At 70.8% G+C, this 15,701-nt stretch carries 15 protein-coding genes and 1 riboswitch; of the genes, 11 read left to right on the top strand and 4 right to left on the bottom strand.

The annotated features are described in order from the left end of the window. Window positions 1-51: 51 nt before the first annotated feature. A complete protein-coding gene (locus AC4BGE_RS15045) occupies window positions 52-1,167 on the bottom strand; it encodes an alpha/beta fold hydrolase (protein WP_490575786.1) in 1,116 nt (371 codons plus the stop codon). 58 nt (window positions 1,168-1,225) lie between these two features. On the opposite strand from AC4BGE_RS15045, the gene AC4BGE_RS15040 reads away from it, so the two are divergent. Continuing rightward, window positions 1,226-2,770, top strand: a complete 1,545-nt coding sequence (locus AC4BGE_RS15040) for a glutamate synthase-related protein (protein WP_490569493.1) — start codon at window positions 1,226-1,228, stop codon at window positions 2,768-2,770. 7 nt (window positions 2,771-2,777) lie between these two features. On the opposite strand, the gene AC4BGE_RS15035 is transcribed toward AC4BGE_RS15040, so the two are convergent. Next, window positions 2,778-4,223 carry an alpha,alpha-trehalose-phosphate synthase (UDP-forming) gene (locus AC4BGE_RS15035; protein WP_490569492.1) on the bottom strand — a complete coding sequence of 482 codons (1,446 nt, stop codon included), beginning with the start codon at window positions 4,221-4,223 and terminating at the stop codon, window positions 2,778-2,780. Window positions 4,224-4,341: 118 nt separating this feature from the next. Between AC4BGE_RS15035 and AC4BGE_RS15030 the strand changes: the two genes are divergently transcribed. The 5 genes from AC4BGE_RS15030 to AC4BGE_RS15010 all read left to right on the top strand — a co-directional run bounded on the left by AC4BGE_RS15030 (window position 4,342) and on the right by AC4BGE_RS15010 (window position 7,889). Next, window positions 4,342-4,638, top strand: coding sequence for a DUF3263 domain-containing protein (locus tag AC4BGE_RS15030; RefSeq protein WP_490569491.1), 297 nt, complete (start codon window positions 4,342-4,344; stop codon window positions 4,636-4,638). 1 nt (window position 4,639) lies between these two features. Beyond that, window positions 4,640-5,149, top strand: coding sequence for a LytR C-terminal domain-containing protein (locus AC4BGE_RS15025; protein WP_490569490.1), 510 nt, complete (start codon window positions 4,640-4,642; stop codon window positions 5,147-5,149). A gap of 57 nt (window positions 5,150-5,206) precedes the next feature. Further along, window positions 5,207-6,064: a trehalose-phosphatase gene (gene otsB, locus AC4BGE_RS15020; RefSeq protein ID WP_490575785.1), complete on the top strand. Its 858-nt coding sequence runs from the start codon at window positions 5,207-5,209 to the stop codon at window positions 6,062-6,064. Window positions 6,065-6,123: 59 nt separating this feature from the next. Further along, a riboswitch (SAM riboswitch) is annotated at window positions 6,124-6,261 on the top strand. Between the two features lie 12 nt (window positions 6,262-6,273). After that, entirely contained in the window at window positions 6,274-7,578 is a 1,305-nt protein-coding gene (thrC, locus tag AC4BGE_RS15015) for a threonine synthase (RefSeq protein WP_490569488.1), read from the top strand. Between the two features lie 35 nt (window positions 7,579-7,613). Continuing rightward, window positions 7,614-7,889 carry a MoaD/ThiS family protein gene (locus tag AC4BGE_RS15010; RefSeq protein WP_490575784.1) on the top strand — a complete coding sequence of 92 codons (276 nt, stop codon included), beginning with the start codon at window positions 7,614-7,616 and terminating at the stop codon, window positions 7,887-7,889. Here the strand turns inward: AC4BGE_RS15010 and AC4BGE_RS15005 are convergent, their stop codons facing one another. Next, window positions 7,890-8,369 (bottom strand): GDYXXLXY domain-containing protein, encoded by a 480-nt coding sequence (locus AC4BGE_RS15005; RefSeq protein WP_490575783.1) that lies wholly within the window; start codon window positions 8,367-8,369, stop codon window positions 7,890-7,892. After that, a complete protein-coding gene (locus AC4BGE_RS15000) occupies window positions 8,366-9,571 on the bottom strand; it encodes a DUF2157 domain-containing protein (protein WP_490575782.1) in 1,206 nt (401 codons plus the stop codon). The genes AC4BGE_RS15005 and AC4BGE_RS15000 overlap by 4 nt, the downstream gene beginning before the upstream one ends. 77 nt (window positions 9,572-9,648) lie before the next feature. Here AC4BGE_RS15000 and AC4BGE_RS14995 point away from each other — a divergent pair, with 77 nt between their 5' ends. From AC4BGE_RS14995 to AC4BGE_RS14975, 5 genes are all read left to right on the top strand, one after another. Beyond that, window positions 9,649-10,389: a hypothetical protein gene (locus tag AC4BGE_RS14995; protein WP_490575781.1), complete on the top strand. Its 741-nt coding sequence runs from the start codon at window positions 9,649-9,651 to the stop codon at window positions 10,387-10,389. Window positions 10,390-10,518: 129 nt separating this feature from the next. Beyond that, on the top strand, window positions 10,519-10,950 hold the full coding sequence (locus tag AC4BGE_RS14990) for a TadE/TadG family type IV pilus assembly protein (protein ID WP_490575780.1): 432 nt from the start codon (window positions 10,519-10,521) through the stop codon (window positions 10,948-10,950). Then, the gene (locus tag AC4BGE_RS14985) at window positions 10,947-12,410 is read left to right on the top strand and encodes a hypothetical protein (RefSeq protein WP_490575779.1); all 1,464 of its coding nucleotides are present in this window, start codon (window positions 10,947-10,949) and stop codon (window positions 12,408-12,410) included. Before AC4BGE_RS14990 ends, AC4BGE_RS14985 begins: the two co-directional genes overlap by 4 nt. Before the next feature lie 236 nt (window positions 12,411-12,646). Beyond that, window positions 12,647-14,278, top strand: a complete 1,632-nt coding sequence (gene groL / locus AC4BGE_RS14980) for a chaperonin GroEL (protein ID WP_490569481.1) — start codon at window positions 12,647-12,649, stop codon at window positions 14,276-14,278. Window positions 14,279-14,461: 183 nt separating this feature from the next. After that, the gene (locus AC4BGE_RS14975) at window positions 14,462-15,700 is read left to right on the top strand and encodes an NAD(P)/FAD-dependent oxidoreductase (protein ID WP_490575778.1); all 1,239 of its coding nucleotides are present in this window, start codon (window positions 14,462-14,464) and stop codon (window positions 15,698-15,700) included. Window position 15,701: the final 1 nt, after the last annotated feature.

Below are 15,701 nucleotides of genomic sequence, written 5' to 3'. Positions count from 1 at the left end.
AGTTCGGTGGCTCGGCCCCGAGTGTCGGCCGAACCTGGCGCTCCGTCGTGGCTACGTCGGGCGGCGGCGGCGCTTGCGGTTCGCCCCGGCCTTCGGCTCCTTGCGACCCGACCACTGGTCGAGCCACTCGTCGAGGACCGGCCAGGTGGTGCTCCGTGCCTGGCGGCCGGTGAGCATGCCGAGGTGCCCGCCGGGGACCATCTCGAACCTCGCCTCCGCGGCACCGGTCAGCAGCCTGACGACGGGCCGGATGGCCGAGATCGGCGCGATCGCGTCGTGCATCCCGGCGAAGAGCAGCACGGGTGCGGTCACCCGGGCCAGGTCGACCGTCCGGTCGCCGACGGGGACGAGCCCGGTCGCGGCCACGCCGGGGGGGACGAACCGGTGGTAGAGCTGGCCGTAGGTCCGGCCCGGGTAGGCGGCCATCCGCTCGGTGAACCGGCCGACCGCCTCGAGCTGGGCGAGGTAGTCGCGGTCCTCGAGGTTGACCACCCGGGCCAGGGGGCCGGTGATCAGCCGCTGCACACTGCCCAGCTCGGTGGCCCAGCGGACCAGGGGCTGGGGGGCGGCCACCGCCTGGTAGAGCCGGCCGAGCGGACCGCCCAGGTCGGCGAGGTCGAGCAGCGGTCGGGCCGGCGCCACGATCGGCACCCGGTCGACGTCGAAGGGCGTGCCCAGCGCGGTGACCGAGGCGATCGGCAGGTCCGGCCGGTCGGCCGCGGCCAGCACCGCGAAGGTCCCGCCCAGGCTCCAGCCCACGACGTGGACCGGCCGGCCGCCGGCATCGCGCGAGACCGCCTCGACGGTCTCCGGCAGCACCGACCCGACCCAGGGCCCGAGGTCGAGGTCGCGGTCGCGGAAGGAGACCTCGCCGTACTCGACCAGGTAGGTGGGCCGGCCCCGCTCCACCAGGTGCTCGACCAGCGAGCAGCCGCGGCGCAGGTCGTAGCAGAGGGCGGGCGCGGCCAGCGGCGGCACCAGGAGGACCGGGTCGCCGTGCTGCGCCTCGTGCGGCCGGGGCCGGTAGCGGTAGAGCTCGCGGTGCTCCCCCTCCTCGACCCTGGTCCGGGGCAGCGGCCGCAGGTCGGCCACCCCGCCCGACAGGACCATCTGGGCGAGGTTGCCGGCCGCCGCGACGACCTGTCCGGGCCGGGGGACGAGATCCATGGGGACGAATCTAGCCCCGTCCTCGACAACGCGTGGTGCGGCGAGCTAGACACGGACCATGCGATGGAAGAGCGCGACCGGCCTGGCCACCACCGTCCTGGGGGGCGTGGTGGCCTACGACCTCACCCAGAAGAAGCACGCGATCCTGCGGAACTTCCCGGTCATCGGGCACTTCCGCTACTGGGCGGAGACCATCGGGCCCGAGCTGCGCCAGTACATCGTCACCAGCAACGACGAGGAGCGCCCGTTCAGCCGCGACCAGCGCCGCTGGGTCTACGCCAGCGCCAAGCTGGAGAACAACTACTTCGGGTTCGGCACCGACAACGACGTCGAGCAGGTCGCCGGCTACCCGATCATCAAGCACCGCACCTTCATGGGAGAGGGCGCCGCCACCGCGCCGCACGGCGACGAGGGCGTGCCGCTGCCGTCGGCCAAGGTGCTGGGCGGCCCCCGCGGGCGCCGGCACGCGTTCCGCCCGCGCTCGGTGGTCAACGTCTCCGGGATGAGCTTCGGGTCGCTGTCGGGCGCCGCGATCGAGGCGCTCAACCGGGGCGCCGCGATCGCCGGGAGCCTGCAGAACACCGGGGAGGGCGGGCTGTCGCCCCACCACCGCAACGGCGGCGAGATCGTCTTCCAGCTCGGCACCTCCTACTTCGGCTGCCGCGACGAGCAGGGCCGCTTCGACCTGGGCCGGCTCAAGGAGCTGGTCGCCTCGGCGCCGGTGCGGGCCCTGGAGATCAAGCTCTCCCAGGGCGCCAAGCCCGGGCTGGGCGGCATGCTCCCCGGGGCCAAGGTCAGCCCCGAGATCGCGGAGATCCGCGGCATCCCGGTCGGCGTGGACTGCGCCTCGCCCAGCCGCCACTCCGTCTTCGGCGACGTGGACTCGATGCTCGACTTCGTCGAGCTGCTGGCCGAGGAGACCGGGCTCCCGGTGGGGATCAAGTCGGCCGTCGGCAACCTGGAGTTCTGGGACCAGCTGGTCGACCAGATGGGGAGCGGGAGCCGCGGCGTCGACTTCGTCAACGTCGACGGGGGAGAGGGAGGCACCGGGGCCGCGCCGATGATCTTCGCCGACTCGGTGGCCTACCCGTTCCGGATCGGGTTCAGCGAGGTCTACCGGCGCTTCGCCCGGGCGGGCCTGGCCGACGACGTGACCTTCATCGGAGCCGGCAAGCTCGGCCTCACCGAGAACGCGCTGGTCGCCTTCGCCCTGGGTGTCGACATGGTCAACGTGGGCCGGGAGGCGATGATGTCGATCGGCTGCATCCAGGCCCAGAAGTGCCACACCGACCACTGCCCGGTGGGGGTCGCCACCCAGAAGGCCCGCTACACCCGCGGCCTCGACGTGGAGCTGAAGAAGGACCGGGCCGCCAACTACCTGATGTCGCTGCGCCGCGACCTGCTCAAGGTCTCCGAGGCGGTGGGGGTGCCGCACCCGGGCTTCCTGACCCCGGACGACATCGACATCCTCGACGGGCAGCGCTCCGCCGTCCCGCTGCGCGAGGTCTACGGCTACGAGCGCGGCTGGGCCGCGCTCCCGCCCGAGCTCGCCGGTCCGCTGCTGGCCGAGATGAGCGCCGCGGTCAACGGCGACACCGCCTGAGGGTCGCTCAGCCCGGGTGGGCCGGGCGGACCGTCTTGCCGTGGTCGCTGCGCACCTGCGAGAGCTCGTCGAGGAACTCCGTGGCCCAGGTGGCCACGTCGTGGTCGACGACCGTCTTGCGCATCGCCTTCATCCGGCGGGTGCGCTCCTTGTCGGTGGCCCGGAAGGCCTCCAGCAGCGCCGCCTTCATCCCGTTGATGTCGTAGGGGTTGATCAGCCAGGCCTGGCGCAGCTCGTTGGCCGCGCCGGCGAACTCCGAGAGCACCAGGGCGCCGTCGGCGTCGTAGCGGCAGGCGACGTACTCCTTGGCGACCAGGTTCATCCCGTCGCGCAGCGGCGTGACCACCATGATGTCGGCGGCGCGGTACAGGGCGGCCATCTCCTCCCGGGGGAACGAGGAGTGCATGTAGGAGATCGCGGGCTGTCCGATCTTGCCGAGGTCGCCGTTGATCCGGCCCACCAGGCGGTCGATCTCGTCGCGCAGGATCCGGTACTGCTCGACCCGCTCCCGGGAGGGGGTCGCCACCTGCACGAAGACGGCGTCCTCGACGTCGAAGTGACCCTCCTCCACCAGCTCGCTGTAGGCGCGCAGCCGGGCGTAGATGCCCTTGGTGTAGTCGAGCCGGTCGATGCCCAGGAAGACCTTGCGCGGGTTGCCGAGAGCCTGGCGGATCTCCGCCGCCCGCTTCTGCACCGGCTCGGAGCGGGCGAGCTCCTCGAAGTCGGCGGCGTCGATGGAGATGGGGAAGGCGGCGGCGCGCACCGTGCGCCCGTCGGGCAGGTAGACCAGGTCGCGGTGCGTCTTGTGGCCGACCCGCTGACGGACCAGGCGGATGAAGTTCTGGGCGCCGCCGGGCAGCTGGAAGCCGATCAGGTCGGCGCCCAGCAGGCCCTCGAGCACCTGGCGCCGCCACGGCAGCTGCTGGAAGAGCTCGGTGGGCGGGAAGGGGATGTGCAGGTAGAAGCCGATGCGCAGGTCGGGGCGCAGCTCGCGGAGCATCGACGGCACCAGCTGGAGCTGGTAGTCGTGCACCCACACGGTGGCACCCTCGGCGGCGACCTCTGCGGCCTTCTCGGCGAAGCGGCGGTTCACCACGACGTAGGAGTCCCACCACTCGCGGTGGAACTCCGGCTTGGCCACGACGTCGTGGTAGAGCGGCCACAGGGTGGCGTTGGAGAAGCCCTCGTAGAACTGCTGGAGCTCCTGCTCGGTGAGGTGGACCGGGACCAGCTTGAGCCCGTCCTCGACGAACGGCTCGAGCCCCTCCTCGGTGCCGCCGGGCCACCCGATCCAGGCGCCGTCGTTGGCCCGCAGCACCGGCTCGAGGGCGGTGACGAGGCCACCCGGTGAGCGTCGCCAGCCCTGACTCCCGTCGGGCAGCGTGTGCCGGTCCACGGGCAGCCTGTTGGCGACGATGACGAGATCTGCGGAGCCGGGAGTGGTCACGCACACACCTTAATGGGAAGGGTGCGGCCACTCGGCCCGTTGAATGACATCGGTGTGGTTCGTCGCCTACAGTGGGCGCCAGCACCGGCCACGTACCACCAGGCAAGTCAGCAGGGAGACACACATGGACGCCGCCAACGCCCTTCCGGGCCAGGAGCCCGCGCCCGGCCGGAGCCTGAGCGAGCGCGACCGCGACATCCTCGACTTCGAGCGTCACTGGTGGAAGTACGCCGGCGCGAAGGAGCAGGCGGTGCGGGAGAAGTTCGACATGAGCTCGACCCGCTACTACCAGGTCCTCAACGCGCTGATCGACCGCCAGGAGGCCCTGGAGGCCGACCCGCTGCTGGTGCGCCGGCTGCGTCGCCTCCGCTCCCAGCGTCAGCGCCAGCGCTCCGCCCGTCGTCTCGGCTTCGAGGTCTGAGATGAGCGCGCGAGGCCTCCGGGCACGCGACGAGCGTGGGGTCGCCTACCCCTCGCCGCTGGTCATGCTGAGCGTCATCGCGATCGCGATGGCGGGGGTCGCCTTCGTGGCCACCAAGGACCAGCCGGAGCAGGAGCGCCGGGTGGAGACCGTGGCGAGCTCCCAGGAGGAGCCGTCCGCGGCCGAGCCGGCCCCCGAGGCCGTCCCTGAGCCTGCCCCGGTGGAGCCGGAGAAGCCGGCCGTGGAGCGCGGTCAGGTCTACGTCGAGGTCTACAACAACACCGGCATCAAGGGGCTCGCCGCCTCCACCGCCGAGAAGGTCAGCGGCGCCGGCTGGCAGGTCGTGGGGACCGACAACTGGGTGGGCACCATCCCGGCCCCGACCGTCTACTTCCCCAAGCGGCTCAAGGCCGCGGCCGAGCTGCTGGCCCTCGACCTCGGCATCGCGCGGATCCAGCCCGCCGTGGCCCCGATGAAGCAGGACCGGCTCACGCTGATCCTGACCGGCTAACGACCGGCTGGCGACCTGGGGAGCCTGGCGCGCCGAGCACTCTGACAGAGTAGGGCCATGGAGTTCCCCACCCCCCAGGTGGCCGCTCAGTACGCCGACGTGGTCGCGGCGGCGCCCGACCTGGTCATCGGGCTCGACTTCGACGGCACCTTGGCCCCGATCGTCGAGGACCCCACCCGGGCCCACATCCACCCCGACGCCCCCGAGCTCCTGCTCGAGCTGGCGCCCCTGGTCCGCGGCATCGCGGTGGTCACCGGACGACCCGCCCGACAGGCCCTGGCGCTGGGCGACCTCGACGTCCTGGGCGCGCAGATCGCCGACCTGGGCAAGGAGCTCACGGTGCTCGGCCAGTACGGCAACGAGCGATGGACCTCCACCGAGCGCCGGGTGATCTCGCCGCGGCCGCCCCACGGCCTGGCTTCCTTCGTGCGGGAGATCCCGACGCTGCTGCGCCGCGCCGGTGCGTCCGAGGCGTTCGTGGAGCTCAAGGGCCTGGCCGTCGCGCTGCACACCCGTCGGCTGGCCGAGCCGCAGGCGTCCTTCGACCGGATGCTCCCGCTGCTGCAGGAAGCGGCCGACCGCCACGGGCTGAGCGTCGAGCCCGGCCGCCTGGTGGTGGAGGTCAGGGCCCCCGGCATGCACAAGGGCCTGGCGGTGCGCAGCCTCTCCGAGCGGCTCGGGGCGGGTGCCTTCCTCTTCGCCGGTGACGACCTCGGTGACGTGGAGGCGTTCAACGAGCTCCGGCTGATGCGCGAGGAGGGCATGCCCACGCTGGTGGTCTGCTCCGACGGCGGCGACGGACCCGACGTCCTCAACGAGCTCGCCGACCTGGTCGTGGAGGGACCCGACGGGGTGCTGGCCCTGCTCCGGACGCTCCTCGCCGACATCCGTGCAGGACACGTCCTCTCCTCCTGACGCCCCTCCACATCGTGGGACGCGTGTGCACATCGTGAGACGGCGTCGTACGCTGGCACAGCTCATCCAGAGGGACTGAGGGAACGGCCCTACGAAGTCCCGGCAACCGCCGCGTGCCTCCTGACGACCACGTCGTCAGTCGCGGAAAAGGTGCTAATTCCGGCCCGCGGCGAAAGACGCCGTGGGGCAGATGAGAGAAGGAGACCTTCATGAGCGCCGTCACGATCGAAACCCCTGCCGGCCAGGGCGTCACCGACTACCCCACGACCGGGCAGCTCCGCGAGGGCGCCTTCGGCCACGCCACCGGGCTGGCCTGCCGCGAGTGTGGCCACGCCATCGCCCTGGGGCCCCACTACGCGTGTCCGGAGTGCTTCGGGCCGCTGGAGATCGCCTACGACTTCCCGCAGGTCACCCGCGAGGAGATCGAGGCCGGCCCCGCCAACATCTGGCGCTACAAGGCGCTGCTCCCGGTCCCGGCCGACATCGAGCAGAGCCCCAACATGGAGCCCGGCTTCACCCGGCTGCTCGAGGCCCGCAACCTGGCCCGCGAGCTCGGTCTCGAGAAGCTGTGGGTCAAGGACGACTCGACCAACCCGACCAACTCCTTCAAGGACCGCGTCGTGGCCTGCGCCCTGAGCGCCGCGCGCGAGTTCGGCAGCAAGGTCTTCGCCTGCCCCTCCACCGGCAACCTGGCCAACGCGGTCGCGGCGGCGGGTGCGCGAGCCGGGATCAAGACCGTGGTCTTCATCCCCAGCAACCTGGAGAAGCCCAAGCAGGTCAACTCCGCGGTCTACACCGACTCCCTGGTGGCCGTCGACGGCAACTACGACGACGTCAACAAGCTCGCCTCCGAGATCGCGGGGGAGGAGGACGGCTGGGCGTTCGTCAACGTCAACGTCCGTCCGTACTACGCGGAGGGCTCCAAGACCCTCGGCTACGAGATCGCCGAGCAGCTCGGCTGGCGGCTGCCCGACCAGGTCGTGATCCCGGTCGCCTCCGGCTCCCAGCTCACCAAGGTCGACAAGGCCTTCCAGGAGCTGATCAAGCTCGGGCTCGTCGAGGAGAAGCCCTACCGGATCTACGGCGCCCAGGCCACGGGCTGCTCCCCGGTCAGCGTCGCCTTCAAGGGCGGCACCGACGCCATCCGGCCGGTCAAGCCCGACACCATCGCCAAGAGCCTGGCGATCGGGAACCCGGCGGACGGCATCTACGTCCTCGACATCTGCCGGCGCACCGGCGGCGCGGTGGAGGACATCACCGACGACGAGGTCCGCGAGGGCATCCTGCTGCTGGCGCGCACCGAGGGGATCTTCACCGAGACCGCCGGTGGCACCACCGTGGGGGTGCTGAAGAAGCTGGTCGAGACCGGGCAGCTCGATCCCACGCTGGAGACGGTCGTGATCAACACCGGCATGGGCCTGAAGACGCTCGACGCGGTGGCCGACCAGGTCGGGCCGGCCGCGACCATCGCGCCGTCGTACGCCGCGTTCGTGGCCACCGGCCTGACCGACTGACCAGCACCCGTCCCGCACGAGCAGAGAGCGAAGCCATGAGTGTCTCCGTCCGCATCCCCACCATCCTGCGCACCTACACCGGGGGCGACTCCGAGGTGAGCGCCGAGGGCGCGGACCTCGCCGCCGTGCTCGACGACCTCGACGCGAGGTTCCCCGGCCTCAAGGGCCGGGTCCTGGACGAGTCGGGTCAGCTGCGCCGCTTCGTCAACGTCTACGTCGACAACGACGACGTACGCTTCCTCGACCACCTCGCCACGCCCACCCCCGACGGCACCCAGATCTCGGTGATCCCGGCGGTCGCGGGCGGCTGATCAGTCGGTCCGCAGCCCGACGACGGAGGCGTTGCCGCGGCCGTCGATCCGCACCTCGGCGAGCGTGCCGCCCTCACTGAGCGCCTCCTCGATCTCCCGGGCGTCGTCCTGGGGCACGAACCAGCTCTCGATCCCGCAGTTGGCCGTCCACCCCTCGTCGAGACAGCTGAGGTAGACGCCGTCGTCGGGCCGGTCACGGGACCACCCCGAGGCCACCATCACGCCGCCCTCCTCGGCCAAGGAGACGAAGATCCGACGCCTCTCGCCGTCCAGGAACCTGGTGCTGCGGTTCTCCGGCCACAGGTCCGGGTAGTCGAGGGTGACGTAGGCGCCACGGAACGGGTCGATGGGGTCCACCGGGGCGACCTGCATCAGGTAGGTCTCCCCGGTCAGCCGGGCGGAGAGCTGGGGACCCACCGCGACGGCGGTGAGGGCGAGCTGGACGGCCGCTACTCCGGCGGCCACGGCGTACCTGTTCATCGGAGTGACTCCTGCTCGAGGGTGGCGGCCAGGTGGCGGCGGGTCCGGTCGAACCCGAAGCCGGTGGCCAGGAGGACGGCGCCGAGGAGCAGGAAGAGGAAGGCCCCCTGGACGATCGGCGCGAAGACGGCGAAGCTCTGGAACGAGGTGAAGACGACGAGGCCCACGGTCGCCATCACGGCCAGCAGCCCGGAGTCGCGCAGCGTGCCGAGCGCGGCGACGCCGACGGCCAGGGCGACGTAGCCGACCACCCCGACCACCGCGTGACCCACGTCCTCGGCGGTCACCGACGCGGAGTCGGAGCCGGCCGGCCAGGCGGCGAGCAGGGCGGCGAGCCCCATCACGGCCAGCCCGCCCAGCACCTCCCACCGGGCGGTGGTGCGGTCCAGCAGGACCGTCGCCACCGCCAGGACCGTGGCGAGTGACGTCAGCAGGACCGGCCACCAGCTCGAGGGCAGCTCCCACCCGTCGCCCACCGGGATGCCGGCCACGAAGAGGCCGACCAGGGCGAGACCGGCGCCGACGTGACGCCACGGGCCGGAGAACTCCGGACGCCACCGCTCGTGCAGGCCGGCGACAGCGAGGGCGAGGACCGCCGAGGCGGTGACCACCAGGACGGCACCGGCGAAGGTCGGGTCGGGCCCGATGCCCTGCCACAGCACCCAGCCGGTGGCGCCGGCGATACCGACCAGCAGCGGACCGCGGGCGCGGGTGGCGTAGGCGTGGACGAGGGCTCCCAGACCCCACAGCCCGACGAGCTTGGGCTCGTAGGCCGGCACCTGGAGGCTCTGGGCGGCCTGGAAGATCACCGCGCCGGTGCCGAACGCGGCGATCGTCCTGACCGCGCCCACCACCAGCGGCGACGTACGGCGCTCCTCGAGCGCCTCCGCACCGACCAGGCACGCCAGCCACAGCACCACGACCAGGCCGAAGCGGAGGAGGGGGGAGAGCTGGTCGAGGTTGGCCGCGACCAGCCAGATCACGCCGATGCCCACGAAGCCGGCGCCCAGGGCGAGGAGCAGGCGGGCGAGGGAGAAACGGCGCGACTCCGAGTAGCGCGTCGCGATGGCGTGGGCGGTGGCGTCGTCGACGAGCCCCTGGGCGCGCCAGTCGACGAGCTGCTCGCGCAACCAGGCGAGCTGTCCGGGGGTGGCGGGGACCAAGTGCGGCGTGGGTCCGCGATCCCGTGTGGTGGTGTCCATGGGCACATCGTGGTCCCTGGCGGCCGTCGGGGCCATGAGCCGTTGTACTCATCCGGGCGCCCACTAGGGTGAGCGCCGTGCCGGACGAACCCTCGACGCAGCCTCCGCTGAAGGAGCGCGACCTCACCGAGCTGGCGCAGCACTTCGGGACCGACAAGTGGGGGGTGCACCGCTACACCCCGCACTACCAGCGTCACCTCGAGCACCTGCGCGACGAGGAGTTCACCCTGCTCGAGATCGGGGTCGGCGGCTACGCCCGGAACCGGCAGGGTGGGGCGTCGCTGAAGGCGTGGAAGTGGTTCTTCCCGCGGGCGAACATCGTCGGGCTCGACATCGAGGACAAGTCCTTCGTCGACCGCAACCGGATCACCACCTACCGCGGCGACCAGACCGACGAGGCGGTGCTGCGCCGGATCCTCGAGGAGCAGGGCGTGCCGCTGGTCGTGATCGACGACGGCTCCCACGTGCCGGCCCACATCCGCCGGACCTTCGAGATCCTCTTCCCGCTGCTCCCCGAGGGCGCGGTCTACGCGATCGAGGACACCCAGACCTCCTACTGGCCCGAGTGGGGCGGCGCCGAGGACCGGCACGCCCGCGGCACCACGATGGACCTGGTCAAGGACCTGGTCGACGGCCTCAACCACGAGGAGTACGTCGTGCCGCACCAGCCGTCGTACACCGACCGCTGGGTGAGGGCGGTGCACTGCTTCCACAACCTGGTGATCATCGAGAAGGGCGACAACCTCGAGGGCACCAACAAGTGGTCGGTGCTCAGCGAGCGCTACCCCGACGGTCAGCCGATGGGACAGTCGGACTAGACCGTTCGGGCCATTTCCTCCCGAATCGCTCGCGACCCGGTCCGGGCGTTCGTACAGTCGACACGCTGTGCCGTACCCACCGGTAGTCCTGTCGGTGGTGGCGGCCGGCGCGACCGTCTGAGGAGTCCCATGTCGATACGTCGTAGGCGCCGCGATGAGCGGGGAGCTTCCGCGGTCGAGTTCGCGCTCATCCTGCCGATCTTCCTGCTGCTCCTCTTCGGCATCATCGACTTCGGCTACATGATCAACCGCGGCTCGATGATCAACAACGCGGCGCGCGACGCGGCCCGTGAGGCGAGCCTCAACGCCACCAAGGTGCAGGTCGAGCAGGTGGCCCGAGCGGGCACGGCCCAGGTCGGCAACACCTCCAACGTCCTCATCACCGTCACCTGCAAGAAGCCGGCCGGCGCGGGCAACTGCGGGAACTACGACTCCGACAAGGCGACCGGCGGGACAGCGGTCATCACCATCAAGTACCAGCACAACATGCTGACCCCAGTCGGGATGTTCTTTCCGGGCGGGTTCGATCTGACCCGCAAGGCAGAGATGAGGATCGAATGAGTCGTCAGGTATTCCTACGGCGTCGCCGCGACGAGCGGGGCGCCTACGCCGTCCTCTTCTCCGTCCTGGTCGTCCTGCTCATGGCGCTGGCCGCCATCGGCGTCGACATCGCCAGCAACGTGGCCGCCAAGCAGCAGCTGATGGACACCGTCGACACGGCCGCGCACGCGGGAGCGCTGGCCTTGCCCGCCTCGTCGACCAACGTCCAGGGCGTCGTGAACGACATGGCCAAGGCCAACGACCCCAACTCCTCGGTGACCTCGGACCTGTGGTGCGTGGTGGCATCGACCGGCACCACGCCCTACGCGCCCCAGTTCGCCCAGATCCCCTCGACCTGCAAGCCGCACGGATCGAAGCCGTACGCCGGCACCAAGTGCACCGCGGAGCTCTGCTTCATCCCGTGCATCCCGTCCGCGACCGACGCCTCGATCAAGTGCAACACCGTGCGCGTGGCGGACTCCAAGGTCGTGCCCTACGCGTTCGCCCCGGCCATCGGCTTCAAGGAGGGCGACACCGGGGCCCTGGTCTCGGTGGCGTGCAAGGGGTCGTGCGGCACCGCGGCACCCAACCCGATGGACGTGGTGGTGGTGGCGGACCGGACCCTGAGCCTCAGCACCGGCGACCGGACGGCGATGAAGAACGCCATCAAGACGATGACGCTGCAGATGGATCCGTCGATGCACTTCCTCGCCCTCGGCACGATCCACAAGAGCGAACCGACCAGCTCCTGCAAGAGCGCCGCCGGATCCGTGGGCTCCAATCCCAAGGAGGCGGACATGAACAAGGGCGTGTGGGTGCCCACCGACTTCAGTAGCACCTACGCGTTGGGCGACGTGGGCAGCCGCACCCACAACCCCCTGGACCCGGTCTACAAGGCGATCAACTGCCTGGACTCCTCCGACGGGGACTACGGCACCCACCTGGCCGCACCGATGAAGGAGGCGGCGCGCAAGCTCCTGGGGTACAGCACCAGCAACCTGGGCTCCCTCACGGCCGCCAACCCGCGCGAGGGCGAGATCCGGAAGGTCATCATCTTCGAGACCGACGGTGAGCCGAACGAGAAGGTGAAGAAGACCAGCTCGACCGCGCTGACCGCCTCGGGGGACCCTCGCGACACGAACGGGGTGACCGCCTGCAACAACCTGGTCGACGTGGCCACGAAGGCGAAGAACGAGGGGATCCTGATCATCACCATCGGCTTCGGCGGCGCGACCTCCGCCCGGTGCGAGGGCAGCGGCAGCAGCTACACGCGCGACATCCTGGCCAAGGCGGCCTCGCCCCACCCCGCCACCGGGGCGGCCAGCGCGGCCAACACGTGCAAGAACGCGGACATCAAGAAGGAGAACGAGGACGGCGACTACTTCTTCTGCGCGGTCAGCGGCTCGGAGTTCGAGGAGATCTTCCGCACCGCCTTCGGCCAGCTCAGCAAGGGTGTCCGCTTCCTCAAGATGCCGCTCTGACTCCCGACCCCTCCCGCCGACGCCGCCCCCGGATTCCCGGGGGCGGCGTTTGCACTCACACCACCCGAGTGCTAAACATGGAGTTGGCACTCTCGACACGAGAGTGACAGAAGCGGACTGGTGACGTTGAGGTCCGAAGCGCCGGCGGGAAGGGTTCGCCGGGCAGCCGGATCGTCCGTCGCGGGCAACCCATCAGGGCCGCACCCCCGAACTCCCGAAAAGGAATCACAGGAGTTATGCCGAAGCTGATTGCTTTCAACGAGGAGGCCCGCCGCGGTCTCGAGCGTGGAATGAACACGCTCGCCGACGCGGTCAAGGTCACGCTCGGCCCCAAGGGTCGCAACGTCGTCCTCGAGAAGAAGTGGGGCGCGCCCACCATCACCAACGATGGTGTGTCGATCGCCAAGGAGATCGAGCTCGAGGACCCGTTCGAGAAGATCGGTGCCGAGCTCGTCAAGGAAGTTGCCAAGAAGACCGACGACGTCGCCGGTGACGGTACGACGACGGCGACCGTGCTCGCCCAGGCGATGGTCCGCGAGGGCCTGCGCAACGTGGCCGCGGGTGCGAACCCCATGGGTCTCAAGCGCGGCATCGAGGCGGCCGTCAACGCCGTCTCCACCGAGCTCCTGAGCATGGCCAAGGACGTCGAGACCAAGGAGCAGATCGCGTCCACCGCGACCATCTCCGCCGGTGGCGACACCACGGTCGGCGACGCCATCGCCGAGGCGATGGACAAGGTCGGCAAGGAAGGCGTCATCACCGTCGAGGAGTCGAACACCTTCGGCATCGACCTCGAGCTGACCGAGGGCATGCGGTTCGACAAGGGCTACATCTCGGCCTACTTCGTCACCGACCCCGAGCGCATGGAGACGGTCCTCGAGGACCCCTACATTCTCATCGCCAACTCCAAGATCTCGTCGGTCAAGGACCTGCTCCCGCTGCTGGAGAAGGTCATGCAGTCCGGCAAGCCCCTGGTGATCATCGCCGAGGACGTCGACGGCGAGGCGCTGTCGACCCTGGTGGTCAACAAGATCAAGGGCACCTTCAAGTCCGTCGCCGTCAAGGCCCCGGGCTTCGGTGACCGCCGCAAGGCCATGCTGCAGGACATCGCGATCCTGACCGGCGGCCAGGTGATCTCCGAGGAGGTCGGCCTCAAGTTGGAGTCCGCCGGCATCGAGCTGCTCGGCCAGGCCCGCAAGGTCGTCATCACCAAGGACGAGACCACCATCGTCGAGGGCTCCGGCGACACCGGCCAGATCGAGGGCCGGGTCAACCAGATCCGCGCCGAGATCGAGAAGTCGGACTCCGACTACGACCGCGAGAAGCTGCAGGAGCGCCTGGCCAAGCTGGCCGGCGGCGTTGCGGTGATCAAGGTCGGCGCGGCCACCGAGGTCGAGCTCAAGGAGCGCAAGCACCGCATCGAGGACGCCGTCCGCAACGCGAAGGCTGCCGTCGAGGAGGGCATCGTCGCCGGTGGTGGCGTCGCCCTGGTGCAGGCCGCCAAGAACGTCTTCGAGAAGCTGGACCTCTCGGGCGACGAGGCGACCGGTGCCGAGATCGTCCGCAAGGCGACCGAGGCCCCGCTCAAGCAGATCGCGATCAACGCCGGTCTCGAGGGTGGCGTCATCGCGGAGAAGGTGCGCAACCTGGAGTCGGGACACGGCCTCAACGCGGCCAACGGCGAGTACGTCGACATGATCGCCGAGGGCATCATCGACCCGGCGAAGGTCACCCGCTCCGCCCTGCAGAACGCCGCCTCCATCGCGGCGCTGTTCCTGACCACCGAGGCCGTCGTGGCCGACAAGCCGGAGAAGGCGGCGCCCATGGGCGGCGACCCGACCGGTGGCATGGGTGGCATGGACTTCTGATCCTCGGATCGGACCTCAGCACGACCAGCACCACCAGCAGGGCCCCCGCTCCGGCGGGGGCCCTGTTGTGTTCGCCCCTGTTGTGTTGCCCGTGGGCCGCCCAGCACTGTGACGGTCGCACGCACGCGCGTCGTATGACTGTTGCACTAGCGCAACGCCCCTCGATCGACCATGCTGCTGGGCATGGCCACGCCCTCCCCCCAGCACGTCGCGGTCGTCGGTGCCGGCATGGTGGGGCTCTCCACCGCCTGGTTCCTCCAGGAGCGCGGGGTCCAGGTCACCGTGCTCGACCGCACCGGGGTGGCCGCGGGCTCCTCGTGGGGCAACGCCGGCTGGCTGACCCCCGGCCTGGCGACGCCGCTCCCCGAGCCGGCGGTGCTCAAGTACGGCCTCCGGGCCGTGGTGAGCCCCAAGTCCCCGGTCTACGTCCCGGTGACCACCGACCGCCGGCTGCTCTCCTTCCTGGTCCGGTTCGCCCGCAACTCCACGATGGAGCGCTGGCGCGAGGCGATGCGGTCGCTGGTCCCGATCAACTCCCTGGCGCTCGACGACTTCGACCGGCTCCGCGACGGCGGGGTGCAGGCGCCCACGCCCGAGGCGCGACCGTTCCTCGCGGCCTACCGGACCCCGGCGGAGCGGGCGGTGCTGCTCGAGGAGATCGAGCACATCCGGGCCAGCGGCCAGCCGCTGGACTACGAGGTGCTCACCGGTGACGAGGCGAGGGCGCTCGAGCCCGCGCTCTCCCCGGCGATCGGGGCCGCCATCCGGCTCGACGGGCAGCGCTACCTGACTCCCAGCACCTACGTCGCCGCGCTCGCCGAGCAGGTCCGCGCGCGCGGGGCGCGGATCGTGAGCGGGGTGCAGGTCGACGCGCTCAAGCAGCGCGGCGACCAGGTGCAGGTCGCGGGGGAGTCCTACGACGCGGTGGTGATCGCCTCCGGCGCCTGGCTCAACCAGCTGGCCCGGCCGTTCGGGGTGACCCTGCCGGTGCAGGCCGGTCGCGGCTACTCCTTCACGGTGCCGATCGACCCGGTGCCCGCGGGGCCGGTCTACTTCCCCGCCCAGCGGGTCGCCTGCACGCCCGACGGCGACCGGCTGCGGATCGCGGGGATGATGGAGTTCCGGCCCGCCGACGCCGGACTCGACACCCGGCGGATCGAGGCGATCGTCGACGCCGCCCGCCCGCTGCTGCGCGGGGCCGAGCTCGGGTCCCGGCGCGACGAGTGGGTCGGGGCGCGGCCCTGCACCCCCGACGGCCTGCCGCTGATCGGGGCCACCCGGGCCGACCGGGTCTTCGTCGCCGGGGGCCACGGCATGTGGGGGATCACCCTGGGACCGGTGACCGGCCGTCTGCTGGCCGAGCGGATCGTGACCGGGAAGCTGCCCGAGCCGCTGCGCCCCTTCGACCCGCTGCGGGGATGAG

Source organism: Nocardioides sp. Z50_6, from assembly GCF_058215755.1.
The sequence above is the reverse complement of the archived record's forward strand: the minus strand, read 5'-3'. Positions and strand labels throughout refer to the sequence as shown.